This is a genomic window from Shewanella sp. BC20, assembly GCF_003129585.1.
GTDB classification, from domain to species: domain Bacteria; phylum Pseudomonadota; class Gammaproteobacteria; order Enterobacterales; family Shewanellaceae; genus Shewanella; species Shewanella seohaensis.
This window is the reverse complement of record NZ_NHRI01000005.1, coordinates 183,020-209,793: the sequence shown is the minus strand read 5'-3', so window position 1 is coordinate 209,793 and position 26,774 is coordinate 183,020. Positions and strand designations below refer to the sequence as shown.

21 protein-coding genes, 1 pseudogene and 1 riboswitch are annotated in these 26,774 nt (G+C 50.3%); of the genes and pseudogenes, 17 read left to right on the top strand and 5 right to left on the bottom strand.

Annotated features, from left to right (window positions below):
* On the top strand, window positions 1–223 hold a 223-nt coding region (locus CBX96_RS21600), incomplete at its 5' end, for a hypothetical protein (RefSeq protein WP_219930416.1).
* Here CBX96_RS21600 and pepB read toward each other — a convergent pair.
* On the bottom strand, window positions 213–1,505 hold the full coding sequence (pepB, locus tag CBX96_RS07955; protein WP_109286313.1) for an aminopeptidase PepB: 1,293 nt from the start codon (window positions 1,503–1,505) through the stop codon (window positions 213–215). The two genes, CBX96_RS21600 and pepB, sit on opposite strands and share 11 nt — an antisense overlap.
* A gap of 230 nt (window positions 1,506–1,735) precedes the next feature.
* Here pepB and sfsA point away from each other — a divergent pair, with 230 nt between their 5' ends.
* From sfsA to CBX96_RS07915, 8 genes are all read left to right on the top strand, one after another.
* Window positions 1,736–2,440 carry a DNA/RNA nuclease SfsA gene (sfsA, locus tag CBX96_RS07950; protein ID WP_089067024.1) on the top strand — a complete coding sequence of 235 codons (705 nt, stop codon included), beginning with the start codon at window positions 1,736–1,738 and terminating at the stop codon, window positions 2,438–2,440.
* Between the two features lie 162 nt (window positions 2,441–2,602).
* On the top strand, window positions 2,603–3,046 hold the full coding sequence (gene dksA, locus CBX96_RS07945) for an RNA polymerase-binding protein DksA (RefSeq protein WP_011718198.1): 444 nt from the start codon (window positions 2,603–2,605) through the stop codon (window positions 3,044–3,046).
* A 139-nt stretch (window positions 3,047–3,185) separates the two neighbouring features.
* Window positions 3,186–4,082: a tRNA glutamyl-Q(34) synthetase GluQRS gene (gene gluQRS, locus CBX96_RS07940; RefSeq protein WP_109286319.1), complete on the top strand. Its 897-nt coding sequence runs from the start codon at window positions 3,186–3,188 to the stop codon at window positions 4,080–4,082.
* Window positions 4,083–4,363: 281 nt separating this feature from the next.
* Entirely contained in the window at window positions 4,364–5,671 is a 1,308-nt protein-coding gene (locus tag CBX96_RS07935) for a polynucleotide adenylyltransferase PcnB (protein ID WP_258294297.1), read from the top strand.
* Entirely contained in the window at window positions 5,671–6,159 is a 489-nt protein-coding gene (gene folK, locus CBX96_RS07930) for a 2-amino-4-hydroxy-6-hydroxymethyldihydropteridine diphosphokinase (protein ID WP_109286311.1), read from the top strand. The genes CBX96_RS07935 and folK overlap by 1 nt, the downstream gene beginning before the upstream one ends.
* Window positions 6,160–6,215: 56 nt before the next feature.
* Complete coding sequence (gene panB / locus CBX96_RS07925; RefSeq protein ID WP_011627154.1) at window positions 6,216–7,010, top strand: 3-methyl-2-oxobutanoate hydroxymethyltransferase; 795 nt, start codon at window positions 6,216–6,218, stop codon at window positions 7,008–7,010.
* 51 nt (window positions 7,011–7,061) lie between these two features.
* Window positions 7,062–7,907 carry a pantoate--beta-alanine ligase gene (panC, locus tag CBX96_RS07920; protein WP_109286310.1) on the top strand — a complete coding sequence of 282 codons (846 nt, stop codon included), beginning with the start codon at window positions 7,062–7,064 and terminating at the stop codon, window positions 7,905–7,907.
* Window positions 7,908–8,196: 289 nt separating this feature from the next.
* Window positions 8,197–8,718, top strand: coding sequence for a hypothetical protein (locus CBX96_RS07915; protein ID WP_109286309.1), 522 nt, complete (start codon window positions 8,197–8,199; stop codon window positions 8,716–8,718).
* 359 nt (window positions 8,719–9,077) lie between these two features.
* Here CBX96_RS07915 and CBX96_RS07910 read toward each other — a convergent pair whose 3' ends face one another.
* Window positions 9,078–9,686 (bottom strand): DUF2238 domain-containing protein, encoded by a 609-nt coding sequence (locus tag CBX96_RS07910; protein ID WP_109286308.1) that lies wholly within the window; start codon window positions 9,684–9,686, stop codon window positions 9,078–9,080.
* 155 nt (window positions 9,687–9,841) lie between these two features.
* Between CBX96_RS07910 and serA the strand changes: the two genes are divergently transcribed.
* Together serA and ygfZ are read left to right on the top strand one after the other, a co-directional pair.
* Window positions 9,842–11,071, top strand: a complete 1,230-nt coding sequence (gene serA / locus CBX96_RS07905) for a phosphoglycerate dehydrogenase (RefSeq protein WP_086903786.1) — start codon at window positions 9,842–9,844, stop codon at window positions 11,069–11,071.
* A gap of 137 nt (window positions 11,072–11,208) precedes the next feature.
* The gene (gene ygfZ, locus CBX96_RS07900; RefSeq protein WP_109286307.1) at window positions 11,209–12,165 is read left to right on the top strand and encodes a tRNA-modifying protein YgfZ; all 957 of its coding nucleotides are present in this window, start codon (window positions 11,209–11,211) and stop codon (window positions 12,163–12,165) included.
* A gap of 59 nt (window positions 12,166–12,224) precedes the next feature.
* Here ygfZ and CBX96_RS07895 read toward each other — a convergent pair whose 3' ends face one another.
* From CBX96_RS07895 to CBX96_RS07885, 3 genes are all read right to left on the bottom strand, one after another.
* Window positions 12,225–13,241, bottom strand: a complete 1,017-nt coding sequence (locus CBX96_RS07895; RefSeq protein WP_011718212.1) for a two-component system response regulator — start codon at window positions 13,239–13,241, stop codon at window positions 12,225–12,227.
* Between the two features lie 64 nt (window positions 13,242–13,305).
* Window positions 13,306–18,609 (bottom strand): PAS domain S-box protein, encoded by a 5,304-nt coding sequence (locus tag CBX96_RS07890; protein WP_109286306.1) that lies wholly within the window; start codon window positions 18,607–18,609, stop codon window positions 13,306–13,308.
* Window positions 18,610–18,738: 129 nt separating this feature from the next.
* A complete protein-coding gene (locus tag CBX96_RS07885; protein WP_109286305.1) occupies window positions 18,739–20,097 on the bottom strand; it encodes a sodium:alanine symporter family protein in 1,359 nt (452 codons plus the stop codon).
* 151 nt (window positions 20,098–20,248) lie between these two features.
* A riboswitch (glycine riboswitch) is annotated at window positions 20,249–20,374 on the bottom strand.
* Window positions 20,375–20,750: 376 nt separating this feature from the next.
* Between CBX96_RS07885 and CBX96_RS07880 the strand changes: the two are divergent.
* The 6 genes and pseudogenes from CBX96_RS07880 to CBX96_RS07855 form a co-directional block, all read left to right on the top strand.
* Window positions 20,751–21,272, top strand: a pseudogene (locus tag CBX96_RS07880) (ABC transporter ATP-binding protein); the annotation flags it as partial.
* 154 nt (window positions 21,273–21,426) lie between these two features.
* Complete coding sequence (locus CBX96_RS07875) at window positions 21,427–24,090, top strand: ABC transporter permease (RefSeq protein WP_109286304.1); 2,664 nt, start codon at window positions 21,427–21,429, stop codon at window positions 24,088–24,090.
* On the top strand, window positions 24,087–25,337 hold the full coding sequence (locus tag CBX96_RS07870) for a lipocalin-like domain-containing protein (RefSeq protein WP_109286303.1): 1,251 nt from the start codon (window positions 24,087–24,089) through the stop codon (window positions 25,335–25,337). Before CBX96_RS07875 ends, CBX96_RS07870 begins: the two co-directional genes overlap by 4 nt.
* Window positions 25,338–25,567: 230 nt before the next feature.
* Window positions 25,568–25,939: a type IV pilin protein gene (locus tag CBX96_RS07865; RefSeq protein ID WP_109286302.1), complete on the top strand. Its 372-nt coding sequence runs from the start codon at window positions 25,568–25,570 to the stop codon at window positions 25,937–25,939.
* Between the two features lies 1 nt (window position 25,940).
* The gene (locus CBX96_RS07860; protein ID WP_109286301.1) at window positions 25,941–26,375 is read left to right on the top strand and encodes a GspH/FimT family pseudopilin; all 435 of its coding nucleotides are present in this window, start codon (window positions 25,941–25,943) and stop codon (window positions 26,373–26,375) included.
* Window positions 26,366–26,773, top strand: coding sequence for a prepilin-type N-terminal cleavage/methylation domain-containing protein (locus tag CBX96_RS07855; protein WP_086902833.1), 408 nt, complete (start codon window positions 26,366–26,368; stop codon window positions 26,771–26,773). Before CBX96_RS07860 ends, CBX96_RS07855 begins: the two co-directional genes overlap by 10 nt.
* The last annotated feature ends 1 nt before the right edge of the window (window position 26,774 follow it).

Genomic DNA, 26,774 nt, shown 5'->3' with positions numbered 1-26,774 from the left:
CCATGTTTCTCGTTTCCTCTTACTTGTGGTGAATAAGAAGGTCTCTTTTAACATGGGCGTTATTCAGGCTATAGCCTTAAGGGACAATCACCACCGCCAGAGGCGGTGGTTTTGGGATGACAATAAAAAACCGCCCGAAGGCGGTTTTAATACAATAAGAAGCGCTACTCGTAAGCTAAGCCAACTGCCAAGCTGCAGTCGCAAAGGCAAACTTAGCCTTTAATCAGCTCACTGATGGTCAGCACGCCATGGGTGGTCGCGCCAGCACCCCAGAGTGCAGAAGCCGAATCTTCGAAGGCCGCCGCTAAATCCACGTGTAACCACTTGGCTTCTGGCGAAACGAAACGCCACAGGAAGCCCGCCGCATTAGAAGCGCCGCCAGCACCACCGCCTTTTACAGGGCGGCTGTTTGCGGTGTCAGCATAGGCCGATGGACACATGTCTTTGTGCCAAGGGTCCAGTGGCAATGGCCATACACGCTCGGCCACTGTCGAGGCTTTTTGCTGCGCCAGTTGTAACACTTCGGTCTGTGGCGAGAAAATCGCGTTGTAGTTAGAGCCCACCGCCATCACAGCTGCGCCAGTTAAGGTTGCCGCGTCGATAATAAAAGGAGCACCCGTCGCAGAAGCCGCTTGCAGGCCATCGGCCAGCACTAAGCGTCCTTCGGCATCGGTGTTAACCACTTCAACTGTCACGCCATTTTTGTAGGTGAGGATATCCCCCAGCTTATAGGCACGGCCGCTGATCAGGTTTTCAGCGCAGCAGAGGAATAACTTAACGCGTTTGTTCAGACCCGATTTAATCGCTAAACCTAAAGCGGCCGTCACGGTGGCGGCGCCGCCCATATCGCACTTCATACCCAGCATGCCTTCAGAGGCTTTAATGCTGTAACCGCCAGAGTCGAAGGTAATCCCTTTACCCACTAAGGCAACAGATACAGGGGCATCGGCTGACAGCGGGTTAAAGTCTAGCTCTAACATCGCTGGTGGACGCTCACTGCCACGGCCTACGGCATGGATCCCAATCCACTGCTCTTCTAATAATGCTTCGCCTTCAATAATACGGTAGCTCACCTTAGCGCCACCGAGTTCGGCTAACCATTTGGCTGCTTGCTGCGCCAGTTTCACCGGAGACAGATTTTCAGGAGTATCGTTGATCAGTTGGCGGGCAAATGTCGCCACTTCTAAACGACGTTGTAACTCGGCTTGTACAGCTTCATCGCCGCACCATTGGATCTTGTAACCGGGTTTGGCTGTGGCAAAACCTTGGGCGAATACCCATTGGCTATTCAGATCCCAAAGAGATCCAGCTAAGGCAACAGTGCTGATCCCTTGATTACGTAACTTACGCGCCGCCATTTGAATTTGGCGCAGCTCGTCACCACCACCTAAGTGGACTAATGCGCCTTCGGCATTGAAGGTCACATCGGCTTTGCCCCAATGGGCGGCAGGGGTATCTTTGGTTAACTCAACTCTCATCACTTCAGTCACTTTAAGTTCACTCATGAGGGGTCCTTATTTTAATTTGTTCTTGCGCTTATACCCATGCAACTTGAGGTGAGAGGTCCTGCATCCTCAGGCTTTTGGAGTATACAAAGTACAACGGGGTTGGCGGCAGTTTACTGCCAGCGGCCAAGGACTGAAAGCCATCGGCGTAAGTTACCGAGGTAAAATCTGTAAACATTTGCGAAATTTGTTAGTCTTGGGCGCAAAAATCACTCGCTACAGGTTATAGCATGCACTTTAGTCCAGCACTGAAATCGGGAAAATTGCTCCAGCGCTACAAACGTTTTCTCGCCGATGTTCAACTCGAAGACGGCACTGAAATCACCCTGCATTGCCCCAATACTGGTTCAATGCGTAACTGCCTGTTCCCCGGTGAAACCGTATGGTTTTCGACTTCTAACAATCCTAAACGTAAATATGCCCATACATGGGAGTTAATGACCACGCCAACGGGTGGCCTTATCGGCATTCATTCGGGGAATGCCAACGCCCTAGTCGAGGAGGCGCTTAATAAAGGTGTCATCACCGAACTCACAGGCTACGACAGCTTAAGCCGCGAAGTGAAGTACGGCGATGAAAACAGCCGCATCGATATCTTGCTTCAGGCAGCTCAAAAACCCGCCTGTTATATTGAAGTCAAAAGTTGTACTTTGCTTGAGGATGGCCAAGGTTATTTCCCCGATGCTGTGAGTCTTCGCGGCCAAAAACATCTGCGGGAATTAATGCACATGGCCAGCCTTGGCCATAGAGCCGTCTTGCTATTTGTGGTGCAACACACAGACATCCACAGCGTGGCCCCCGCGGCACATATCGACCCAGAATATGCTAACCTGTTGAAAAAGGCTGTTTTATCAGGAGTAGAAGTCTTAGCTTATCGCTGTGAGATTTCTGCGAGTGAGATACATCTAGCCCACGCTTGTCCAGTCCGAGTATGATGTTAAGATTCAGTAAAATGCATTTTCATTTCAATTAGCGAAGGCAATCAAAAAATTCTGCCAAGGTGAAATGAAAAATTTGCCTCAATGTGAAGATTCTGATATAGATAGCGGCCGTTCTTAAGGACGCCCTACAACGCAAATGATGACAGGAGATGCGTTATGCCTGAAGGCACCAAAAAACTTGGCGTACTCGCTATCGCAGGTGTAAGTCCCTACCAGGAAAAGCCGGGTGAGGAGTATATGAACGCTAAGCAACTGGGTCACTTCAAGATCATTCTTGAAGCTTGGCGCAATCAGTTGCGTGAGGAAGTCGACCGTACTCTGAGTCACATGCAGGACGAAGCAGCAAACTTTCCTGATCCTGTAGACCGTGCAGCGCAAGAGGAAGAGTTCAGTCTCGAACTGCGTGCCCGTGACAGAGAACGTAAACTGATCAAGAAGATCGAGAAAACCCTACAAAAAATCGAAGAAGACGATTTTGGCTTCTGTGAAACCTGCGGTATCGAAATCGGTATTCGCCGTCTCGAAGCGCGTCCAACGGCCGATCAATGTATCGACTGTAAAACGCTTGCAGAGATCAAAGAGAAGCAAATGGCGGGTTAATCGGCCATCTCGGGCGGGGATTTCCCCGCCTACTTGTTTGTGCGTCTTGCATTAACATCCTCTCGTTTCACTTCGCTTTTTTGTTCGTATCCCCCTAAAATACAGCCACTTTGACTGGTTATTCCTGCACATTCCTATGATGGCGACTCACTCTTCCAACACTTCTGCTTTGCAACCCTATGTTGGCCGTTTTGCCCCTTCGCCCTCGGGCGCGCTGCATTTTGGCTCACTGATCGCCGCCCTTGGCAGTTATCTGCGGGCGCGCTCATTAGGGGGAAAGTGGTTAATTCGCGTTGAAGATATTGATCCACCGCGGGAAGTTGCGGGCGCAGCCGATGATATTTTACGTACCTTAGAAGCCTACGGTTTCGAATGGGATAACACTGTGCTGTACCAGAGTGCGCGCACCGAGGCCTATCAAGCCAAGCTCGACGAGTTACTCGCCGAAGATAATGCCTACTTTTGCCAGTGTAGTCGTAAACAGATCCAAGCCATGGGCGGGATTTACGATGGTCGCTGCCATCAGTTAGCCACACCACATCAATCGGGTGCAATCCGCATTGTCAATCGACAACAAGTCGCCGAATTTAGCGATAACCTGATGGGAAAAGTCGTCGTGGACCATGCCTTTGCCGCCGAAGATTTTATTATCAAACGCAGCGATGGCCTGTACGCCTATCAACTGGCCGTGGTGTTGGATGATGCCTATCAAGGCATTACCGAAGTGGTACGGGGCTATGATTTAATCGAAGCAAGTTGTCGCCAATTGAGCCTGTATCAAACCTTTGGCCTAAGCGCGCCGCTGTGGTTGCACTTACCCTTAGCCTGTTTGACACCGGGATTTAAGCTGTCGAAACAAAACCATGCGCAGGCTATCGATAAACAGCATCCACAGGCGAGCCTTAATGCCGCCCTCACCTTTTTAGGCCAAGCGCCAGTGGAGCCGACAACGGCGCCGCAAATGCTGGCCCAAGCGGTGGCGCAGTTTCAACTGTCGGCCATTCCGAAGCAGCGGGAAATCTTGATAGCACCTTAACCCCGTGGGGCGAGTTGCGGCCAAAAAGCATCATTTTAGCAGTGCTAAGTCGTGGCATAGCTCAAAAATCGCGATATACCCATCGGTGCTCAATTGGTATATCATAGCCGCCAGATTTTTAATCACATAACAGATACATTCCGAGGTGTCCCATTTTTCGCCGTATCAGCCAATTCTGCAAGCAGCTATTTGAAGACGCGCCTAAAACGACCGCTCCGACTCCAGCTCAGATTGAACCCCAAACGCCAGAACTCACTTCAGGCGGCTTAAGCTTGTCGCTCGTGCCTCGGGATGCGCATTCGATTTCCCGTAAGCAGATCAGCGAAAACGCACTTAAAGTATTATACCGATTGAATAAATCAGGTTTTCAGGCCTATTTAGTCGGTGGGGGCGTACGGGATTTACTCCTCGGACTCGAACCGAAAGATTTCGACGTTGTGACCAATGCGACGCCGGAAGAAATTAAAAAGCTGTTTCGCAATTGCCGCGTAGTCGGACGCCGGTTCCGCCTCGCCCATATTGTGTTTGGCCGCGATGTGATTGAAGTTGCCACCTTCCGTGGCCACCACGGCGACAGCAATGAAAAGATTTCCAAAGCCAATGCCGAAGGGCGTTTGCTCAGGGATAACGTGTATGGCGAAATCGATGAAGACGCAGAGCGCCGCGATTTTACCGTCAACGCCCTTTACTACGATATCAGCGACTACTCTATCCGCAGCTATGGCGGCGGTATGGAAGATCTTAAGGCTGGCACCTTAAGGCTGATTGGCGATCCCGAAACCCGTTACCGTGAAGATCCAGTGCGTATGCTCAGGGCTGTGCGTTTTGCCACTAAGCTCAGCATGGCGATTGATGAAGTGACCGCTAAACCTATCAAACAGTTAGCGCCACTGCTCAAGGATATTCCAGCCGCCCGCATGTATGAAGAAGTGCTCAAACTCTTCTTCGCCGGCAAAGCCATGGCCAACTTTGAGATGATGCAGGAATATAAGCTGTTCGCGCCGCTCTTCCCGCAAGTCGATGCCCAATTAAAAGATGCGCCTAAGGGCCCTGCGATGAAGATGGTGCAAGCCATCATGAAGAGCACGGACGCGCGTGTGAACGAAGATAAACCTGTTACCCCGTCCTTCTTCTATGCGGCGATCCTCTGGTATCCACTGCGCCAACGCGCCGAAGATATCGCGGTCGAGAGCGGCCTGACCTTATACGATGCGTTTTTTGCCGCCATGGGTGATGTGATTGAGCAGCAATGCCAAACTATCAGCATTCCGCGTCGGTTTAGCACGCCTGCCAAAGACATTTGGCAATTGCAATTACGTTTCGATCGCAGCCAAGGCACTCGCGCCTTTAAACTACTAGAGCACCCTAAATTTAGAGCGGCCTACGACTTGCTGTTACTGCGCGGTGAAGTCGAAGGTGGCAATGTCGCCAAGAGTGCTGCTTGGTGGCAACAATTTGTTGAAGCGGATGAGACCGAGCGTTTGAATATCGCCCGCAGTGGTAACAAAGCGGCGGGTAACCGTAACCGCAATTCACCACAGCGCCGTCGCCGTCGCCCGAGTGCCGCGAAAGCCAAAGCCGCCGAATAATGACTCAGGTTTTTGTCGCCCTCGGGGCTAATCTTGAAGATCCTAAAGCTCAGTTGGACAATGCCGTTGCGGCCTTGTCCGCCTTGGCTGAAAATCAAAGTCTTAAGTTATCGCCCTATTACGGCTCCGCCCCCATGGGGGACGTAGTGCAACCCGACTATATCAATGCCGTTGCCAGCTTTGAGACCTCTCTGGCGCCCATCGCCCTGTTAGATGCACTGCAAGAGATTGAAAACACTCAGGGCCGCGTCCGTAAAGAACGTTGGGGCCCCAGAACCTTAGATCTCGACTTACTCTTATATGGCGATACCATTATCGATGAGCCCAGACTCAAAGTGCCGCACTACGGCATGAAGGAGCGTAGTTTTGTGCTAGTGCCCTTGGCAGCCATTGCACCCGATTTAGTGTTGCCCTGTAAAACGCCGCTACGCAGCCTTATCAGTGAAAAATTCTTGGCCGAGTTACAACTACTGGGCAATGATCATTGAAGTCAGTCCCCAGTTAGCTTATAACACCACTTCCATTTGGTTTGAAGATCACCCATATGTCTAAAGTTACTAGCTCAACCCTGTTGAAATACAAACAGGAAGGTAGAAAATTCACCGCTCTGACAGCCTATGATGCCAGCTTTGCCAGTGCGTTCGACGGCGAAGGCATCGATGTGCTACTGGTCGGCGATTCTTTGGGAATGGTTCTGCAAGGCCACGATGATACGCTGCCTGTCACGACAGCCGAAATCGCCTACCACACCCGTTGTGTGCGTCGCGGTATCGAGCGTTCACTGCTGATCGCCGACATGCCATTTATGAGTTACGCCACGCCAGAACAAGCCATGGAAAACGCCACTGCACTGATGCAGGCGGGTGCCAATATGGTGAAGCTGGAAGGCGGTCACTGGTTACTCGAAACCGTGACTAAACTGACCGAGCGCGGTATTCCTGTCTGCGCCCACTTGGGCCTTACCCCGCAATCGGTACACGTTTTTGGTGGCTTTAAAGTACAAGGCCGCGATGCTGAAAATGCCCAGCGCATTCTCGATGAAGCCAAAGCCTTAGAAGCCGCTGGCGCACAACTCTTAGTGGTTGAATGTATTCCGGAATCTCTCGCCACCGCCATCACTCAAGCATTAACTATCCCAGTGATCGGCATCGGCGCTGGCGCCACCACAGATGGTCAGATCCTAGTGATGCACGATGTGCTCGGTATTTCGAGTGGTTATATTCCACGTTTTTCAAAGAACTACCTCAAGCAAACGGGTGAAATCCGCTCGGCGGTACGTGCTTATATTGAAGAAGTGGCCAATGGCACCTTCCCAAGTTCAGAGCACACATTTAGCTAAGAGTCAGAGCACAGGTTCAACTAATTTCAAGTTTTAGCAAGGTAAGAGTTAATGATCACTAGCGCCCATATCGATGATATTCGTACTCAAGTGCGGGCATGGCGTGCCCAGGGCGAGACCGTCGCCTTTGTGCCGACCATGGGCAATCTCCATCAGGGACACATCACCTTAGTGAAAGAAGCAGCGAAGAAGTGCGACCATGTGGTCGTATCAATCTTCGTGAATCCCATGCAGTTTGGACAGAACGAAGATCTCGATGCCTACCCGCGCACCTTAGAGGCCGATAGCCAAGCGCTGACCGCTGCGGGTGCCGAGCTGCTGTTCACCCCAACGCCAGCGATTATTTATCCCAAAGGCTTGGCGCAGCAAACCTATGTCGAAGTACCGGGAATTTCCGATGTACTCTGCGGCGCCAGTCGTCCCGGTCATTTCCGCGGCGTGGCAACTATCGTCTGCAAACTGTTCAACATAGTGCAGCCCGATGTCGCTTTCTTTGGTAATAAGGATTATCAACAACTGTTAGTGATCCGCACTATGGTTGAAGACTTGTCACTGCCGATTGAAATTATTGGTGTAGATACCATTCGTGAAGCCTCGGGCTTAGCCATGAGTTCACGCAATGGCTACCTGACGGCGGAAGAAAAAGCTGCTGCGCCGGCGTTGAAAAAAGCCATCGATGCCATGGCGCAAGGCATCAAACAAGGCGTGAGTATCGAACAAGTCACAGAGGAAGCCAAAGCGAGCCTTATCGCCGCAGGCTTCACGCCTGATTACTTGGAAGTTCGTCATGCAACCACACTGGCGAATGCCGAGCCACAGGATCAAGCACTAGTTATTTTGGCCGCCGCTTACTTAGGTAAGGCGCGTCTTATTGATAATCTACGCTTCGATCGCTAAGGGTTTTAAGCATGAGAAAAAGGAGCTTAGGCTCCTTTTTTGTTTGTGCGGTTCTGCGCAGACGCGTCTCAATCTATTGAGTGTCAAAAAAATTCCATCGTCAAAAAACTGGTTTTATTCTTTGAGTTACGCCATAGTATTCACGGTTGTTAATGCTAAGTAACAAGTATTTCTACCCCTCGGATATATAGCTGCTAGAGTTTAAAGAGCACGCAGACTCGGCTTTAATCTGGCACAGTAGCAATACGTATTTTATTCATCATCGCGGATACAAAGGATCTGTCGTCGAATGACAAGACTCATAGTGACTCTTATTTGCGTGCTACTTCCTACAACTGCACTTGCAAATACCGTCTATAAATGTCGCAAGGACGATAAGGTCGTCTTTAGCCAAACCGCCTGCCCGCAGGAATATAGCCAACATAAGATTGAGTATCAGCTAGGGATCACCACGGAAACCGATTCAGACAAACGTGAGACGCCTGTCGACCCGCTGCAATCCTTGCTCAATAGCCAAACGATTTCTAAGGAAAAATTGCTGCAACTGCTCGATGCCGAGCTTTATAGGCTAAAGCAGGAAAACAGCTATTTCGAAATCCTAAGGGCCAGTGAATTACAAAAACTAGAGCGGCAGCGTTACTGGCAACATAAGGAAAAGGATGACCCTGAATACATCAGCCAGCTCAATAAAATTAACGACCATTTTAATGGCTTAACCTCAAATAACACTCAGGCAATACAACAGTTATCCGACAGGAAAACACAAATTTCCGCCGAAACCGAACCTGAGGAAGCGAAAGAAAAACCTTAGCTTTCGAGTCTAGAGAGAACAGAAACAACCTTAATCCCCAAGCATCATATAATCGCTTTCACTTTCAGCTCTAGGAATGACAATTGACATATAACAAGCGACCAAGGCTTAACAGATAAGATGTGAATTCCTTTATTGTTAAAGTACTGCCTTTCTAAAAACTTCACAAAATAGTGTCATTCTCTGAGTTTCCCAATCTCTTAAACATAATAAACATAGCTGTTTCAATTAGATAAACACATTCAGCAATCACTAAATAGCCTGATACACCAATATAGAAGATGACAGTTTAAGGAATAAAAAATCCCTCCTAAGGCAGTCTTAGGAGGGATTTATCTGTGAGCAGAGAACTATCGCGCTTAAGCCTGGCCGGTAAGTTTCGCGATTTGCTTATCCTGCACACGGGATAAACTGATTAGCGCGACAATGGCACCTATCAAGGCTAAAAACATATCCGATTGGGTATCCCACACATAACCTTGAGTGCCTAAGAAAGCCTCGGCGCCTTCGCCCGTCGCGGCGGCCACCCACCATTCAATCAGTTCGTAGAAGGCACTAAAGGCCAACACAAAGCAGGTGACTAAAAAGGCACACCATGCACCAGGTTTAACGGCTTGATTACGTAGCATAATTTCACGAGCTAACATGGCAGGAATAAAACCTTGGGCGAAATGCCCGACCTTGTCGTAGTTGTTACGTTCTGTGCCCATCCACTGGGCAATCGTATCGAACAGTGGCACTTCGGCATAGGTATAGTGCGCGCCAACAAACAACACACAGCAATGCACCAGCACCAAAAAATACACTAAGGGCGTCAGCGGAAAACCCTTACGGGTAAAAAAGAGCAAGGGCACGGCCACTAATGCGGGCAAGGCTTCGAGCCACCAAGTAAATGGATCTGCGGGTTTTATCGCCGACCATATTAAAACTGAGAGGTAAATACCGCACCAAATGATTTTGTTATTCAATGTTCCTTCCTCTTATGCGATATTGTTCTAATTCTAGAATATTAACTTTAGCCATCTAGCCCTCCACAGTGAGCAAAAAAAGTGCTACTTTGGAAGGCCAAGGCTGTCAGCATATCACACAGAACTATTTCAATTAATTAGAGGGTACCCATATCATGGCGAAACATTCGCTGGACAAGGATAAGATCAAGATCCTGTTGTTGGAAGGCGTCCACCAATCTGCGGTCGATGTATTTGAACGTGCTGGATACACCAATATCGAGTATCACAAAGCCTCCTTAGGTGATGAAGCCCTGCTCGAGTCCATCAAAGATGCTCACTTTGTTGGTATTCGTTCCCGTACCCAATTAACGGCTGATGTATTGAAGCGTGCCGAAAAACTGATTGCGATTGGTTGTTTCTGTATCGGTACTAACCAAGTGGATCTGGCGACTGCCGAATTACTCGGTATCCCCGTCTTTAACGCACCGTTTTCCAATACCCGCAGCGTGGCTGAACTGGTATTAGGCGAAATCATCATGCTGATGCGCGGCATTCCTGAACGTAATGCCATCGCCCACCGTGGTGGCTGGATGAAAACGGCCGCCGGCAGTTACGAAGTCCGTGGCAAAACCTTAGGTGTGATAGGTTATGGCCATATTGGTACTCAGCTCGGGATCCTGGCTGAAACCTTAGGCATGCGCGTGGTGTTTTTCGATATCGAAGACAAACTGCCATTAGGCAATGCCCAACAAATCCATTCGATGGAACAATTACTGGCACAATCCGATGTGATCAGTTTGCACGTCCCTGAGACAGCGCAAACCAAAGATATGATCAGCACCGCGGAATTTGCCGCCATGCGTAAAGGCAGTATCTTTATCAATGCCTCACGCGGCACTGTGGTTGATATCGATGCACTAACTGTTGCCCTTAAAGAACGTCACCTTGCAGGCGCGGCAATCGACGTATTCCCAGTCGAGCCACAATCGAATGATGATGAATTTATCAGCCCATTACGTGGCTTAGACAATGTGCTGTTGACCCCGCACGTGGGTGGCAGCACTGCCGAAGCCCAGGAAAACATCGGTATCGAAGTGGCTGGTAAGTTAGCCAAATACTCAGACAACGGTTCGACCGTTTCCGCGGTTAACTTCCCTGAAGTGTCGCTGCCAATGCACAAAGGCATTTCGCGCTTACTGCACATTCACCAAAACCGTCCTGGCGTGCTGATCAAAATCAACAAAGCTTTCTCTGAAAAAGGCATCAACATTGCCGCTCAGTATCTGCAAACCACAGCTGAAATCGGTTATGTGGTAATGGAAGTCGATACTCACCAAGCCGAGGAAGCACTGGTCGAACTTAAGGCCATTGAAGGCACACTGCGCACCCGCGTATTGTTCTAAGGCTTTACGCACTCAGCTTGAGTGTATTTATAAGGCGCACATTTCATTCAAGATATGTGCGCCTTATGCTTTTGAGCGCCGCTTAATTCCGCTACAATCTAGCCTCTTGCATCGTCTTCATTTTCAGGATCTCCGCTATGACTATTGCAGTTTCGACACCCACTTGGGATCTGGACGCCTCAATGCCTCCACTTATGCTCGCCAACCTATCCCACCTCGGCCTCATCAAAGTGGTCGGCGAACAGGGTCGCAGTTTTATCCATGGTCAAGTCACCACGGATATCAGCTCACTCGAAGCCAACCAATGGCGCTGGGGCGCACATTGCGATCCTAAGGGTAAGATGCTCGCCAGCTTCCGCACCTTCGCCATCCAAGATGCGCTGTTGATGCTGATGCCAAAGGACACCCTTGAGCTCGACCTGCCACAGCTGCAAAAATATGCCGTATTTAGCAAGGCAACCCTGACAAATGCGACGGCTGAGTGGACATTACTCGGTGTGGCGGGCGAACAGGCAGTACCGTTTGTGACGCAACACTTCGGTGAAATCACTGAAGAACTCACACTGGTTGAACATGGCGCCATCCTAAAGGATGCGGACCGTTTTATTCTGGTGCTGCAGCCAGAAGCGGCAACGGCCTTAGTGGGCGAGCACACAGTGTTTGATGCAAGCGCTTGGCAAGCCTTAGAAATCGCAGCGGGCTACCCTAATCTAGCCCCAAGCCATGCTAACCAATATGTGCCGCAGATGTGTAACCTGCAGGCCATTAATGGCATTAGCTTCAACAAGGGCTGCTATATGGGCCAAGAAACCGTTGCCCGCACTAAATACCGTGGTGGTAACAAGCGCGCACTCTATATTCTTCAGGGCACCACAGCATTAACGATTAATTTAGAAAGCGTTATCGAGATTGCATTAGAAGATGGCTACCGCAAGGGCGGACAAATTATTGAGTTCGTGCAGCGTGGCAATCAAGTGTTACTGACCGCCGTTCTCGCTAACGATACCGCAAATGATGCCAAGCTGCGTTTCGCTGATGACGAGCAATCCAGCTTAGGGATCCAAGCTCTGCCCTACTCGCTCGAAGAGGAATAGTTGGCCGCGAGCTAACAAAGAGTTGCTATTGAAAAAGGCGCCCTAGGCGCCTTTTTTGTTTAATGCTCGATGTAAGTATCTCGAATAGCCACGACTTCCGGCAGAATTTGCTTAAACTCCTCCACCAGCTTAGGGTCAAAGTGTTTTCCCGCTTGGCTTTCGAGCAACTCGACCGTGGCTTCAATTGTCCACGGCTCCTTGTAAGGACGGCGCGAAGTCAAGGCATCGAAGACGTCCGCTATCGCCACAATTCGGCCTTCAATCGGAATATTTTCCCCAGACAAACCATTAGGATAACCCGAACCATCCCACTTTTCGTGGTGAGTTAAGGCGATGCGCCGCGCCATTTGCAGCAGTGGATCGCCATGTTCGCCAATGATCTCAGCGCCAATGGCGGCATGTTGTTGCATGATTTCCCACTCATCGGCATCAAGCTTACCGGGCTTTTTCAGCACCGCATCGGGAGTGCCGATTTTCCCGATGTCGTGCATCGGCGCAGCGTTATATAACAGCTCGCAGAAGGTGCTAGGCAAGCCTAGTTTCACGGCCAACATCCGTGCATAGTGGCTCATACGCACAACATGCAGGCCTGTCTCGTTGTCTTTGTATTCGGCGGCGCGGCCTAAGCGGCGGATAATTTCGAAGCGGGTTTCTTCTAACTCTTGGGTACGCTCTTTAACCTGTTGCTCTAGTAGGCGCTTTTGATCGTACAGCGCTAGATGGGTTCGCACCCGCGCTTTTACCACGGGGGCACTCACAGGCTTAGTAATGTAATCGACGGCGCCTAACTCAAACCCTTGGGTCTCGTCGGCCACCTCAGACAAGGCGGTCACAAAAATCACTGGAATATGGCAAGTTAGGGGTTCCTGCTTAAGCAACTTACACACTTCATAGCCATTCATGCCGGGCATCATTACGTCGAGTAAAATCAAATCTGGCAGGGTTTTGGCAACAAGGGCGAGTGCTCTTGGCCCATCAATCGCCACCTTGACCTTATAATCCTCACCGAGGATACCCACTAAAATATCAATATTCTCCGGTGTATCATCGACGACCAATATCGTTGCCTTATCCATCAACACTTTCACCTTATCCTGTGGCTTTATTTATGGTCAACTACCGCACCTCATTGACCGGTTGTCACGCTAATTCCGCAAGCACGTCATCTATCAAATCCACGGCTTCATCAAATTGGTATTGATTAATCATAGTCAGCGCAGGACTGAGCTGCTGCCATAACTTGCTACTCACTTGGGGTTTTAATGCATCAATTTGTGTCACCGCATCGGAATCGGCATCCTCCAAGCTTTGACGCAATTGGTTTAAGGCACTCACCAGCGCCTCCTGGGACAGATGCTCCGCTGTCGAGGGCGCGGATTCCTCAAACTGTGGTTTGACTCGCTCAATGGCATCACAAATCGACGCCACTAAGGTTTGGATTTGGTCTAACTCAGTTTGATATTCGCTCTTCTCACTAAGATGCAGTTCTAGTTGACGCGCTAATTCCACCAGCTTGCTAGAACTTAAGTTCCCCGCGAGTCCCTTCAAGGTATGCGCCATCCGCACGGCATCGTCACGCTTGTCGTTGGCGAGCGCTTTATTAATCAACTCAACCACATTACGTTGACTGGTCACAAAACGATCGAATATCCGCTGATAGAGGCGGGTTGAGTTTTGAACTAACTGTAACCCCCTATCGATATCTAATTCTGGATGTTCAGGCCATTTTACGACGGACTTTGAATCCAGATTGATAGGTTTAACGGGGATTTCAACCAATTGATTAAGAGAAACATCTTCGGTCGGTAGCACACCGCCACCTAAGTATTTAAGCAGGGTTTGATACAGCAAGTTGACCTCTATCGGCTTAGCGATATGGTCATTCATCCCTGCTTTTAAACACATTTCCTTATCACCCGCCATCGCATTAGCCGTCATCGCAATCACGGGTAACTCGTTAAGTTCTGGCCGTTTTCTAATCGCCTGAGTGGCCTGATAACCGTCCATCACTGGCATCTGGCAATCCATCAATACCAAATCGAAACTCTGCTGCGCCAGCTTATCGAGCGCTATCTGACCGTTAGTCGCGATGGATAAGATAATCCCCACTTGCTCTAAAAACTCAGTGGCTACCTCAAGGTTCATCTCATTATCCTCCACCAAGAGGATACGTTTGCCCTTAAGCGGCTGAAGGAGTTTAGGATCTATGCTCTCACTATTACGTCTGACAGGCAGAACGCCAGCTCGGCCAAGGGAATTCATAATGCCATCGAGTAACCGCGAGGCGCTGATGGGTTTACTGATATAGCCCGCTAAGCCCAACGCTTCGATTTGGCTTAAGAACTCTTGGGTCGCATGGGCCGACACCATCAAGATCCGCGGCGCCTTCTTCGCCTGTTGTTTGATTTGCTTAGCCGTTTCGAGCCCATCGAGATTCGGCATCTTCCAGTCTATCAGGGCGACGGCATATTCCTGCTGGCTACAACGCGTTACAGCCTCTTCACCGGAGCGCACCGTATCCACCCTAAAGCCCATGCTCTCTAATGTGGTGCGCATAATGTCACGGGCGGTGGCATTATCATCGGCAACCAGAATTGACATACCTTCTAGTTCTTGCGCAACCATCAGCTTTTGACCGCTAGAAATCTGCAACTTAACGGTAAAGTAGAAGGTACTACCGTGGCCGAATTGACTCTCAACCCCAATGGTGCCACCCATCAGCTCGACTAACTGCTTACAAATCGCCAGCCCTAAGCCTGTGCCGCCATATTTACGGGTTGTCGAGGTGTCGGCCTGACTGAAGGATTTAAACAGTTTGGCCTGCTGCTCGGCGGTTAAGCCGATGCCGCTGTCGCGCACACTAAAGCGCAGCACCACATCATCATTTTGCTGCTCAACCAAGTTAAGCGATAACAACACTTCGCCCCGCTCAGTAAACTTAATCGCGTTGTTCATCAAGTTGATAAGCACTTGTCCTAGGCGCAGCGAATCACCAAATAAGTGCCTAGGCACATTCGGCGCTACCGCAAACAGCAGTTCAAGCTGTTTATGGGCCGCCTTCTCGGAGAACATATCGCTGAGATCTTCCAGCATGGTATCGAGCTGGAAGGGAACCGATTCGATATCTAACTTACCGGCTTCAATTTTGGAGAAGTCGAGGATGTCGTTAATGATGGAGAGCAAGGATTTTGAGGCGCGCTCAATTTTCTCCACATAATTTTTCTGCTTCTTATCGAGCTCGGTCTGCAAACAAAGCTGCGACATACCGATAATCGCATTCATAGGTGTACGGATTTCGTGGGACATGTTGGCCAAGAAGTCACCCTTAGCTTTACTCGCCGCATCGGCCTCCTCTTTAGCGACTAACAGCTCGTTAGATAAGAGTTTTAACTCGGTCATATCGACCATACTGACCACGGCCGATTCGAACTGTTTCTGGCTATTGAACAGCGCCGACACATTGACCGTCATCCACAGCGGCTCACCATTGGGGCGAATAAAGCTGCGCTCGCCACGATAATGGTCGACTCGACCTTCGGCTAACTCCTTAAATTGCGCCTTAGCCGCTTCTTTATCCTGTAGGCTTAAGACCTCGAAAATCGACATGCCACAGAGGGACTCACGGGATTGGCCCATGTCTTCACAATATTGGTCGTTACAGTCGAGGATCACCCCTTTGGCATCGACGTTCACAATACCTATGGTAGAACCATCGAATAGCGCCTTAAAGTGCGCTTCGCTGACCGCAAGCTCTTCTTCCATGGCTTTGCGTTCAGTAATATCCATCACATAGCCATTCCAGATAATGGCACCGTCGTCGCCGATATGGCCGCTCGCCCCGGCCTCCATCCAACGAACGCTGCCATTAGGGTGGCGATAACGGAACTCGCGTACCCATTGCAATTTGTCCTCACTCTTGCCCGCTAAGGCGCGCACAACTTCGGGGCGTTCTTCTTCAAAAATCCGCTCGGCGATAATATTAAAGTCGTTCAGTAAGTCTTCGCGGTGTAGCCCTAACATATGGAACGCTGCGCCGGAGAGGAAGGTAAAAGTGCGATCCGCAGGGGAAACCCAACGTAATTGGTACACGGTACAAGGGATGGATTCGGTGATGTTGGTTAGCTGCTGACGCGAACTCTCCAACTCAACCAATGCCAGCTTGCTCTCGGTAATATCATCGATACTGCCGTCGAACCACAGTGGGAAGCCCTCATCGGTGTAACTCGCCTTACCCTTTTCATGTACCCAGCGCACGCTGCCATCGCGGTGGCGAATGCGGTATTCCACCTCAAAGGTTTCCTGCTGCGCCAGCGCCCTATCGATATGCTGATGGCAGAGCTCACGATCTTCTTCCAAGATCAGCGAGGCGAAGGTTCGTTGGCGGCTCTCAATAAACTGGCTTGCGGCATAACCTGTAATCTCGGCAATATTTTCACTGATATATTCCATCACCCACACATCGCCGATGCGAGTACGGTAGACGGCGCCGGGAATATTGGTCACCAGGCCGCGGAACCTTAATTCGCTGTCACGGATTTTTTGCTCCACCGCTAACTTCTGGGTCATATCCCGAATCGATGCAGCCACTTGGCGGCGGCCTTCATGATCGGCAGGTAAAATACTTAAGGCGATTTCAGCGACAAACTCCCCGCCATCGGCTTTGAGCGCCCTCACATGTCGCGCATTGGCCATAGGGCGATCGCGGCCTTCGCGTAAAAATTGCAGGCGGTCGCGGGCATGGTTGCTGCGCATAGTTTCGGGCAAAAGCGACTCAACCTGTAACCCCAACATGCTGTTAGCATCGTAACCAAAGAGGAGCTGACAACGAGTGTTACTGAAGACAATAACTCCCATTTGATCCACGATTAACATGGCCTCAGGCGCCGCTTCGAGCACAGCATTAGACCAAGCGGCGGCGGAGAACTGCTCCGTCACATCGGTAAATAACATCTCCACCGACATCAGCTCGCCCGTTTCCGAAACCAAGGGTTGCATAAAGAGATCGAGCATACGTGGATGGCCATTGGCATCCTGCAATTCCACTTGGTGGGAGGGAACGTTTTGTCCCTTCAGGGCCAAGTCTGTGTATTCCCAATTCTTTTCATTTAAGGGATTGGCGGTAAAGAGTCGTTGGTACTTACGCTTGAGCAGCTCGGGCGACATACCTAAGACCTTAGTAACGCCCTCACTCACCTGCGCCAATTGCCCTGAAGGGGCGAGCGAGCAGTAGAAGGACTTATCGCTCATGCCATCAATCAGCCGAGCGAAGCGGTTACCCCGGGAGTCTAAAATCGCCTGTTCACGCTCGGCGAGGAGTTCCGCCATCTGATTAAAGGTGCTGCTTAAGGTGACTATTTCACTGACGGCTCCGTTAGGGATCGCTAACTGTTGGGCCTTCCCCTGACCGAAGGCCAAAATGCCCGATTCCAACGCCTCAAGCGGCCGAGTCAAACGTTTAGCGGCGATATAACAGGTCAATATCAATAACAGCGTGAGCAAGCTGAGGTTAAGTACCACGGCAGCCACATCATCTAATAGCGTCGTAAACAGTTGATGCTCGGGCACCATGACAATGACGCGCCATTTGAGCTTAGCGACCGAAGCCACACTGGCGAGGTAGACAATATTCTTGTCATCCACAAACCGGGCTTGGCCATTCACACCCTTATCCAATAGCGCCCAAAAGTCACTATTGCGGCGGGTGTTTCTATCGAGCCATTCGGCTGAGGTCACGGCGAGCACTTTCTCTTTATCGTTATGGAAAATAAGCCGCCCTTGATCATCCAGCACCACTAACTCACTTGGCTGAACCCCTAATTGCTCGGGCAACTTATCGAGGGCTAAGTCGACCGTCGCCACGCCAAAGTAATCGTTTTCAGGACCAAAAGGGACGGAATAGGTCACCATCAAGGTGTTACCCGCACCTTCGTCAAAGTAGGCTTTAGACCAATAGCCCCCCGGTTGATTAATGGCCTTAGACCACCAATCCCAAGAGCCGTCAGTGTAGTCATAACCTTCGGCGCCAATATCTAGATAATGGAAACTGTCACCATCGCGGTAAACATAGGGGGAAAAGAGTTTTTTATCGGGGAAGGTATAAGGTTTAAAGGCGACGGCGGAGCCGTAGAAATCGGGGTTACGTTCGAGGCGATTAGTGAGCACTCGTTTGATTTTCTCACTATTATTGATGCCCTCCTTATTGGAGATGAAACCAATAAAATCCGCAACACCTTGTGTATTGGCCTGCGCGTGCTCAAGCAGTAGCTGTAAGCGATAGGCGGAATGATTCGACTCCTGTGCTAAGGAGTCGTATAGCTTGCGTTCGGCAGACAGGTAATTAAACCAAGAATTAATGCCATAAACGGCTGCCATGATTAAGATCAGTGGCAGTGCGATATGGGATAGGATCTTGCTGCGAAAGGTGCGGAGTTTACTTCTGTCCATGGCGTCGCCTCAAAGTTCTCGTCTCAATGTGCTATTTTTTCGAACAGCATCTATTAAAGTAAACGAAGAACCCTGCGGCGACAATCTCAAAGTTAAAATAATGTGAAGTAATATATTGTTTTCACAACATTAATAAATTGGGTCTAATGTACGGTTTGCGAATGTCCGAACAAAATAGCTTTGGGTTTCGGCAATAATGACGTGCCTTAATCCAATAATCGCAATCAGGTTAGGTATCGCCATTAAACCGTTTACCGTATCGGCCAATAACCAGATCACATCCAGCTTGATAAAAGCCCCCACGGCAATCAAACCTAAAAATAGCACTTGGTAAGCTCGCAGCCCACGCTCGCCCACTAAGTAATACCAGCAGCGCTCGCCATAGTAGTGCCAGCCTAAAATCGTGGTAAACGCAAAGCAGACTAAGGCGATGGTCACTAAATACTGACCAACGACCGCCGAGCCGCCTAGGCTGAAGGCCGCGCTGGTCATGGCAGCGCCAGCTGTATCACCGCTCCAAACGCCAGTGATAATCAGTACCAGCCCTGTCATAGTGCAGATGATGATGGTATCGAAAAAAGTGCCCGTCATGCTGACTAAGCCCTGCTCGACCGGCTCATTGGTTTTCGCCGCCGCGGCAGCGATGGGCGCGCTACCGAGGCCAGATTCGTTGGAAAACACCCCGCGGGCAATCCCCATTTGAATCGCCTGCGCTACAGTTGCGCCTAAGAATCCCCCCACCGCCGAGACAGGCGTAAAGGCCGACTCCACCACTAATTGCAAGGCGGGTAAAATCGATTCGGCAAAACTCACTAAAATCCATACACAAGCCAGCACATAACCAATCGACATCGCAGGTACTAACTTTTGCGCCACGTTGGAAATCCGCTTCACCCCACCTAAGGTCACCGCCGCGACTAACAGGGTAAGCACCAATGCCGTGGCCCAAGTGGGCACCTCAAAGGCAATGGTCAGGGCATCGCTAATCGCATTCACTTGGGCGAAAGTACCAATCCCGAAAAACGCCACTCCCACACCAAACAGGGCAAACAACTTTGCCATCCAATGCATGCCCAAACCCCGCTCGATGTAATACATAGGGCCGCCCGCAATTTGTCCGCGCGCATCGGTAGTGCGGTATTTTACCGCCAACATACATTCGGCATATTTGGTCGCCATGCCAAAGAAGGCCGCCAGCCACATCCAAAATAATGCCCCAGGGCCGCCCATCTTAATCGCGGTTGCCACCCCGACAATATTGCCCGTACCAATGGTGGCGGAGAGTGCCGTGCACAGGGCGGCGAAGGAAGAAAGATCCCCATGCCCTTTGGCGGGTTTAAATAATAAGCCGAGGGCCATTGGCAGACGAAACACTTGGATAAGCCGCAAACGCAAGGTGAGATAGATGCCCGTACCGACGAGTAAACACAGGGTAACGGGTCCCCAAACGATACCGTTCAGGCTGCTGAGTAAAGCTTGAAAACTCATGATATTCCTCAATTATTAAACAACTAAATTAATAAAGGAGGAGGAAAAGAAATGGCTGTGACACACCGCTGCCAGCCTAAAGAAAGACTATCACCCAACCAATAAAGGCAGGGAAAGAGTCCAAAAGACAAACGACAGGGACCGTGCAGTCATCCTCTCCTCTGTCCTTTTGCCTGAGCGTTTCGCAGAATGCATCCATCGACGCACCTACTTTCGCCTTCGGCGCCACCTATTATCGCGACTTAACGCAATCGGTAGTCTCTCCAGAGGCTCGTCCAGTAACAGTCCACGCCTTGCGGCACCTGAAAGAGTGCTTTGGTTCGGGAAAGATCCCAAAACAAAGTTGCCTCGTCGGTGTGGGGTTAATTCCCCACTCTCCTGCTACCTTCATCCGAACGGATTGTTAAATCGATAGTCCGCTATCGATTTAACAGGGCGCACAGCATGCAACAAACACAAAAATAGCTCAAGCCCATTTGCTCACAGAATGGGGTTCTAAAACCACAATTGCAGAAAATTTAAACAGCATAAAACCTAAGTCTGAATCCATGCAAAGTGAACCTTAAGGACCAAATAGCAGTATCTATCAGAAGATAAAATGTTTTATCTTTAGTCGGGCGTCTAGGTTGGGGAAATCCCTAGTGGAAGGATAAATGTCAGAAGTAGCCAAACTTATCCAAGTGAGTAAAAGTTTTCGCGACGGCGAGCAGCGCCATACCGTACTGCAAGCCGTCGATTTAACCTTGCATCGCGGTGAGACCATCGCACTCACGGGCCCCAGCGGCAGCGGTAAAAGCACACTGCTAAATTTGATCGCAGGCTTTGAAACGCCAGACAGCGGCCAGATAGTGTTGAATCATCAATCCACCCAAGATTGGCAAGACAAACACTGGAGCGAGTTCAGACGCAACCATTTGGGCGTGGTGTTTCAACAATTTAATCTGCTGACGCCGCTCAATGTGAGAAACAACATAGGTTTTTCACTCAACCTCAATGGCACCAGTTGGAATCCTTGGTGCGATTATCTCGTCGACAAATTGGGGCTGGCTTCGCTGCTCAATCGGCAGGTCGAGGCACTTTCAGGCGGGCAACAGCAAAGGGTCGCTATCGCCAGAGCCTTAGCCCACAACCCGAGTTTACTGCTTGCTGACGAACCCACGGGCAACCTCGATGATGAATCGGGTAAACAGGTGATGTCACTGCTGTGCGAACTGGCCAAAGAAAGCCAAACCAGCATATTAATGGTCACCCACAGTGAAGAATGCGCCGCTTTTATGCACAAACGCTGGCATCTTTCCCACGCCGCTGTGTCAATCTCCGGTTAACTAGATGATGAGTCCAGCATTAACCCCTAAGGCAAATCACAGCCAAACCAGAAACCGCCCATGGCTGCGGATCTATTGGGTATTAAAGGTCTTTCTCGCCCATTATCGCCACGCGCCGCTGCAAGCGGGCGCGATTTTGCTTGGGCTTGCCCTCGCCGTGACTTTACTTATCGGGGTTAAAGCCACCAATGATAATGCCATTCGTAGCTACAGTGAGGCCACAGAACTCTTGAGCCAGCGAGCCGATGTGCTCTTAAGCGCGCCGATTGGCCAAGAAACCCTAGACGAATCCGTGTATTTCAGCCTGCGCCAAGCGGGCATAAGCCAAAGCCTTGCGGTTGTCAGCGGTAGAGTGGCGGGCCTGAACGGCCAGTTCTGGCAAATTGAAGGCAGCGATATCGTCGCCGCACTGACAGCGAGCCTAAGCTCAAAAGAAGGGCAAAAGCACAACGCCAGCACAAAGCAAGCAGCCAATCCTAGAATGTCGATGGGAGCGCTGCCGCTCGCCGATTTAATGAGTGGTGAGCCGATAGTGGTTATGAGTCAGAGCCTTGCCAATAAGATCGCGCCCAATGGCCAACTCGCCCTCGCGCCCGCTTCTTATGCGCCAGACAAGCTTAAGGTCATCAGTATCGATGATAGCTGGGGGCTGGGCAGTGCGATTCTGACCGATATTTCCCTCGCCCAAACGTTACTCGGGATGCAAGGTAAACTCAGCTATATCGCCCTATTCAGTGAAAGAGATAAGCTCCCCGCCTTAAAGCAGCAGCTCGAAACCTTAGGTATTACGCCGCTTCGCGCCAGTTACAGTCAACAGGATCAAGGCCAAGCCTTGATGGCGCTTACCCGCAGTTTTCATTTAAACCTCAATGCGATGAGCATGTTAGCCTTTGTGGTCGGACTGTTTATTGCCTATAACGGTGTGCGTTACAGCCTGATGAAACGCCAACGTCTATTAATCCAATTACTGCAACAGGGCTTAGCACGGCGCGAAGTTATGCTTGCCCTGCTTGGCGAGTTACTGCTGTTGGTGGTGTTGGGCTCGTTAATGGGATTTATCTTAGGATTACAGCTGAGTCACTGGTTGCAACCTATGGTCGCTATGACCTTAGAGCAGCTCTACGGCGCCCACTTGTTGCCGGGGATTTGGCAATGGCGTTGGTTGGCCGAAGCGATAACCCTCACCTTAGTCGCCGCCCTAGCCGCCTGTTTACCCTTGTATTTTGACTTAACCCGCCAATCCCTTGCCCAAGGCGCTAATCGTTATCAACAAACGCAGGCCCACAACAAAACCCATGGCGGGCAGTTTATCTTAGCCTGCAGCCTGCTCGCGCTCGCCGCAATACTCATGCCCTTCAGCCAAAGCTATAACACCAGTTTGGTATTGTTGGGCATGGTTGCCGTTGCGATTCCATTGTTATTACCGCAAGTATTGCATTGGGGTGTTAGCTTACTTTTGCCATTGACTCGCCCCGGACTTAAGCACTATCTCCTCGCCGAAACCCGCGAGCTTATCGCACCATTGTCCCTCGCCATGATGGCGATACTGCTGGCACTGAGCGCCAATGTGTCGATGAATACCTTAGTCGGTAGCTTCGAGCAAACCTTAAGAAGCTGGTTAGAAACCCGCTTGCATGCCGATTTGTACCTGCGCCCCAGCGCCAACCATATGGCCGAAGTGCGTGATAAATTGAGCCAAGATCCTCGCCTGAGCGGCCTGTATCAGCAATGGCAAGTGGAGGCCGAAGTGTCACTCCAAGGGGCGGCGCAAACGATTCCCGTCAACCTGATTAGCCGCGATGATGCATCGATTCAACACACCAGTACACTCAAAGAAAGCTTGCCGGATCTCTGGCAAACCTACTTTGAAGGGCGCTACGTGTTAGTCAGCGAACCCATGGCTATTAAGTATCAGCTGCAACTCGGCGATAGTTTGGCGTTAAATGTGCTAGACAAAACCGCCAATAATCCCGTGGTGATCGCGGGGATTTATTATGACCATGGCAATACCCGTAATGAGCTCATCATCAGCCATGAGCTATGGCAACGGGCGCAGCTACCCGTGTTACCCATTAGCCTTGCGGCCAGTTTCCACTCTATCGAGCCAGAAGAGCAAACCACAGCGACTCAGCGCAAACTCAGCGAGGCTGAGCTAGATGAACTGCAAGGGCAATTGGCCGTCACATTGGGCTTAGCGCAGGCGCAAATTTACAGCCAAGCCAAGATCAAGGCTCAGGCCATTGCCATGTTTAAACGCACCTTCTCAATCACCTTAGTGCTCAATAGCTTAACTTTATTGGTGGCGGCCATAGGGCTATTTAGCGCCTGCTTGATGTTAACTCAATCTCGGCAAGCGCCATTGGCGAGGCTGTATTCCCTCGGGGTGAGTCGTAACAAATTGCGGACTATGGTGTTCAGCCAAATGCTGCTAGTCGTGGTCATCACTTGCCTGATGGCTATGCCCACAGGTGCGCTGCTCGGCTATTTATTGATTGATAAAATCACCCTGCAGGCCTTCGGCTGGACAATCAAGATGATCTGGGATTGGTTTGCCTATGGAAAAGCCATCCTCATTGCCCTAGTGACCTGCACCTTAGCCGTACTCTTACCGCTTTACTGGCAAACCCGCAGGCCCTTAATCGCCAGTTTGCAGCAGGAAACCCTATGAGCCCACGCGTACCTCAAACCAAGGCTTGGCACCTTAATTCATTAGCGTGTGCAACACGATTTAAGATCGGCACAACCGCAGGCTTTATTATGAAGAGTGCCATAGGTGGCTTACTGCTTGCGACAATAAGCGGCTGCGATAATGCGCCTTCAACGGCCGAACCTCAATCCATGGGGTCTTTACTGGGGCAAGCAAGCGCAGATAGCCAAAGCTTTGCCAAGGTGACGCCAGGAAACCACTTTCAATTTCCTCAAGATCACCTCGCCCATCAGGATTTTCGTCAGGAATGGTGGTATCTCACAGCTAATTTAACCACTGAGAATGGTGAGCAACTTGGCGCCCAATGGACGCAATTTAGAGTAGCGCTAAAACCTAAGCACACTGAACCGCAAAACGTGGAAGCGACGCCTAAGACAACTTGGGCGACGGAGCAGCTTTATTTTGCCCATAGCGCACTCACCTCCAGTACTTCTCACCTCGCCCATGAAAAATGGTCGCGGGCGCATCCATCACTTGCAGGGGTAAGCGCAGATCCCTACCAAATTCGCCTCGATAACTGGCAATGGCGCAGTCAATCGAATGAGTTATTCCCTGCAACCTTGAGCGTTGCAACCGACGACTTTAGTTATCAACTCGAGCTTAACAGCCAAGCGCCACTGCAATATCAAGGGGATAAGGGTTACAGCATTAAGAGTCGCGACGGCAAAGTCGCCTCTTACTACTACAGCCAACCCTTTATCACGATTCATGGCGAAATCACCCGCCATATCAAGATTAATGGCCAAGTGGAAAACCGCGCCGAGAAAGTCACAGGCCAAGGCTGGCTAGATAGAGAATGGAGCTCGCAGTTTTTAAATAAGAGCCAGCAGGGCTGGGATTGGTTTGCCCTTAGGTTAGATGATGGTTCGGCGTTGATGCTATTTCAGCTCAGGGAACAATCCTCCGATAAAGCGCAATCGGCCTTTTACAGCGCCAGACGAATGTTTGCCGATGGTACCGGACGCAACATCAATTCCCGCGACACCCCAGATGGGATAAAAATGACGCCACTCGAGTGGCAAACCACCAGCACGGGGAAATACCCGATCCGCTGGCAAGTACAAATCCCAAGCGAGCAAATCGACATCCGCATTTCCCCCTTAAATCCCAATAGTGCCATGGCGTTATCCACCTCCTATTGGGAAGGCCCAATTGAGCTTAAAGGCAGCCATAGCGGCACAGGTTATATGGAGCTGACGGGCTATTAATCTCCACAACAGACTTAGCTCAAATGTGATCTCCATATCAAATACAGCGACTTAACACGCATTATTCTCATACTATCGATTGCAAATGCTGTTGAATTTTCACTCAGTGATTGCATTTCGATGAAAATCCCAATAAATTAATATGACAACGTTGTCAAATAGTTAAAACAACAAGATAGCCATCGTAATCACGGACGATTCTATTCAGTTCAATAACACAGGGAGGGGGGATGAGCACTTTACGTAAAGGGTTTACCCTGATTGAACTGATGATCGCCGTCGCCATTATTGGCATTCTTGCCGCCATTGCGATTCCTTCGTTTAATGAGTACTTAAAACAAGGTCGACGCTTCGATGCGCAGCAATATCTCGTCAGTAGCGCCCAAGCGCTAGAGCGCCATTATTCCCGCAATGGTCTGTATCCCGCTTCGCAGAGTTTAACCAACAGTGCCTACTACAGTTTCAGCTACACGCCCACGGCGGATAAATTAGGTTTTAGCCTCAAGGCCGTCCCCACCAGTCGTCAGTCGGATTCCTGCGGCACCTTAAGCCTCGACCATAAAGGTGTACGCGCTCCCGCAACCCATTGCTGGACCCACTAAGATGGCAAAGCGCACTAAAGCTGGGTTCACCTTAGTCGAATTGCTGGTCGCTATTGCCATCATAGGCATCTTGGCGAGCATCGCCCTGCCTTCCTATCGGAATTTGATCGCCAGAGAAAGCCTCACCAGCACGGCGAATGAACTGATCTCCAGTTATAAATTCGCCCGTGGCGAAGCCATCAAGCGCAATCAGGCGGTGACACTCGAAGCGACAGAAGATGGACGCTGGCTAGTTATCAGCAATCAGGAACAACTTAAGGTCTTTAGCCCATCTAACCGCGGCGTCAGCATCGATGGCTTTAACACCCTCAATATCAATGCGACAGGCAACACCACTAAAACCCAGATGAGCCTCGAAAACACCCAAGGCGAAACGCTCAATCTATGCATATTGCCAAGCGGGCAAAGTTATTTACAGGAGGCGGTATGCGCATAAAGGTGCTGAGTGAGAAACAACAAGGATTTACCATGACCGAAGTGCTGATTTCGTTAGTGGTTTCGGTCACTTCGCTACTGGCGCTCGGCAAAGCTCAGCTATCTTCATTGCAGCATGCGACCAATAGCTTCCAGTATACGGTCGCCACCATTCAAGCGCAGAATGCCATTGAAAGGATCTGGCCGAGGATCTGCGATATTCAGCGCCAACCCGCACGCTTTGAGGATGTCAATTTTAGGGCCAGCCTCAGCCAAGATATGCCCAGCGGTTACACCTTAGTGTTACCGAACACTTATCAAGACACTATGCCCATCACTGTGACTTGGCAGGACGGCCGCATTGAGGACAATAACAGTGTGAGCCTCAACGCCAGCTTTCCGCACTTATGTCAGGTGTAGC

Bases quoted from the DNA above. Each gene is read 5' to 3' on its own strand.
- sfsA (WP_089067024.1), top strand. From the start codon at position 1,736: ATGCACTTTAGTCCAGCACTGAAATCGGGAAAATTGCTCCAGCGCTAC.
- CBX96_RS07885 (WP_109286305.1), bottom strand. From the start codon at position 20,097: ATGAGTTTTCAAGCTTTACTCAGCAGCCTGAACGGTATCGTTTGGGGA.
- dksA (WP_011718198.1), top strand. From the start codon at position 2,603: ATGCCTGAAGGCACCAAAAAACTTGGCGTACTCGCTATCGCAGGTGTA.
- CBX96_RS07865 (WP_109286302.1), top strand. From the start codon at position 25,568: ATGAGCACTTTACGTAAAGGGTTTACCCTGATTGAACTGATGATCGCC.
- pepB (WP_109286313.1), bottom strand. From the start codon at position 1,505: ATGAGTGAACTTAAAGTGACTGAAGTGATGAGAGTTGAGTTAACCAAA.
- CBX96_RS07875 (WP_109286304.1), top strand. From the start codon at position 21,427: ATGATGAGTCCAGCATTAACCCCTAAGGCAAATCACAGCCAAACCAGA.
- CBX96_RS07860 (WP_109286301.1), top strand. From the start codon at position 25,941: ATGGCAAAGCGCACTAAAGCTGGGTTCACCTTAGTCGAATTGCTGGTC.
- ygfZ (WP_109286307.1), top strand. From the start codon at position 11,209: ATGACTATTGCAGTTTCGACACCCACTTGGGATCTGGACGCCTCAATG.
- CBX96_RS07870 (WP_109286303.1), top strand. From the start codon at position 24,087: ATGAGCCCACGCGTACCTCAAACCAAGGCTTGGCACCTTAATTCATTA.
- CBX96_RS07890 (WP_109286306.1), bottom strand. From the start codon at position 18,609: ATGGACAGAAGTAAACTCCGCACCTTTCGCAGCAAGATCCTATCCCAT.
- CBX96_RS07895 (WP_011718212.1), bottom strand. From the start codon at position 13,241: ATGGATAAGGCAACGATATTGGTCGTCGATGATACACCGGAGAATATT.
- gluQRS (WP_109286319.1), top strand. From the start codon at position 3,186: ATGGCGACTCACTCTTCCAACACTTCTGCTTTGCAACCCTATGTTGGC.
- folK (WP_109286311.1), top strand. From the start codon at position 5,671: ATGACTCAGGTTTTTGTCGCCCTCGGGGCTAATCTTGAAGATCCTAAA.
- serA (WP_086903786.1), top strand. From the start codon at position 9,842: ATGGCGAAACATTCGCTGGACAAGGATAAGATCAAGATCCTGTTGTTG.
- CBX96_RS07855 (WP_086902833.1), top strand. From the start codon at position 26,366: ATGCGCATAAAGGTGCTGAGTGAGAAACAACAAGGATTTACCATGACC.
- CBX96_RS07915 (WP_109286309.1), top strand. From the start codon at position 8,197: ATGACAAGACTCATAGTGACTCTTATTTGCGTGCTACTTCCTACAACT.
- panB (WP_011627154.1), top strand. From the start codon at position 6,216: ATGTCTAAAGTTACTAGCTCAACCCTGTTGAAATACAAACAGGAAGGT.
- panC (WP_109286310.1), top strand. From the start codon at position 7,062: ATGATCACTAGCGCCCATATCGATGATATTCGTACTCAAGTGCGGGCA.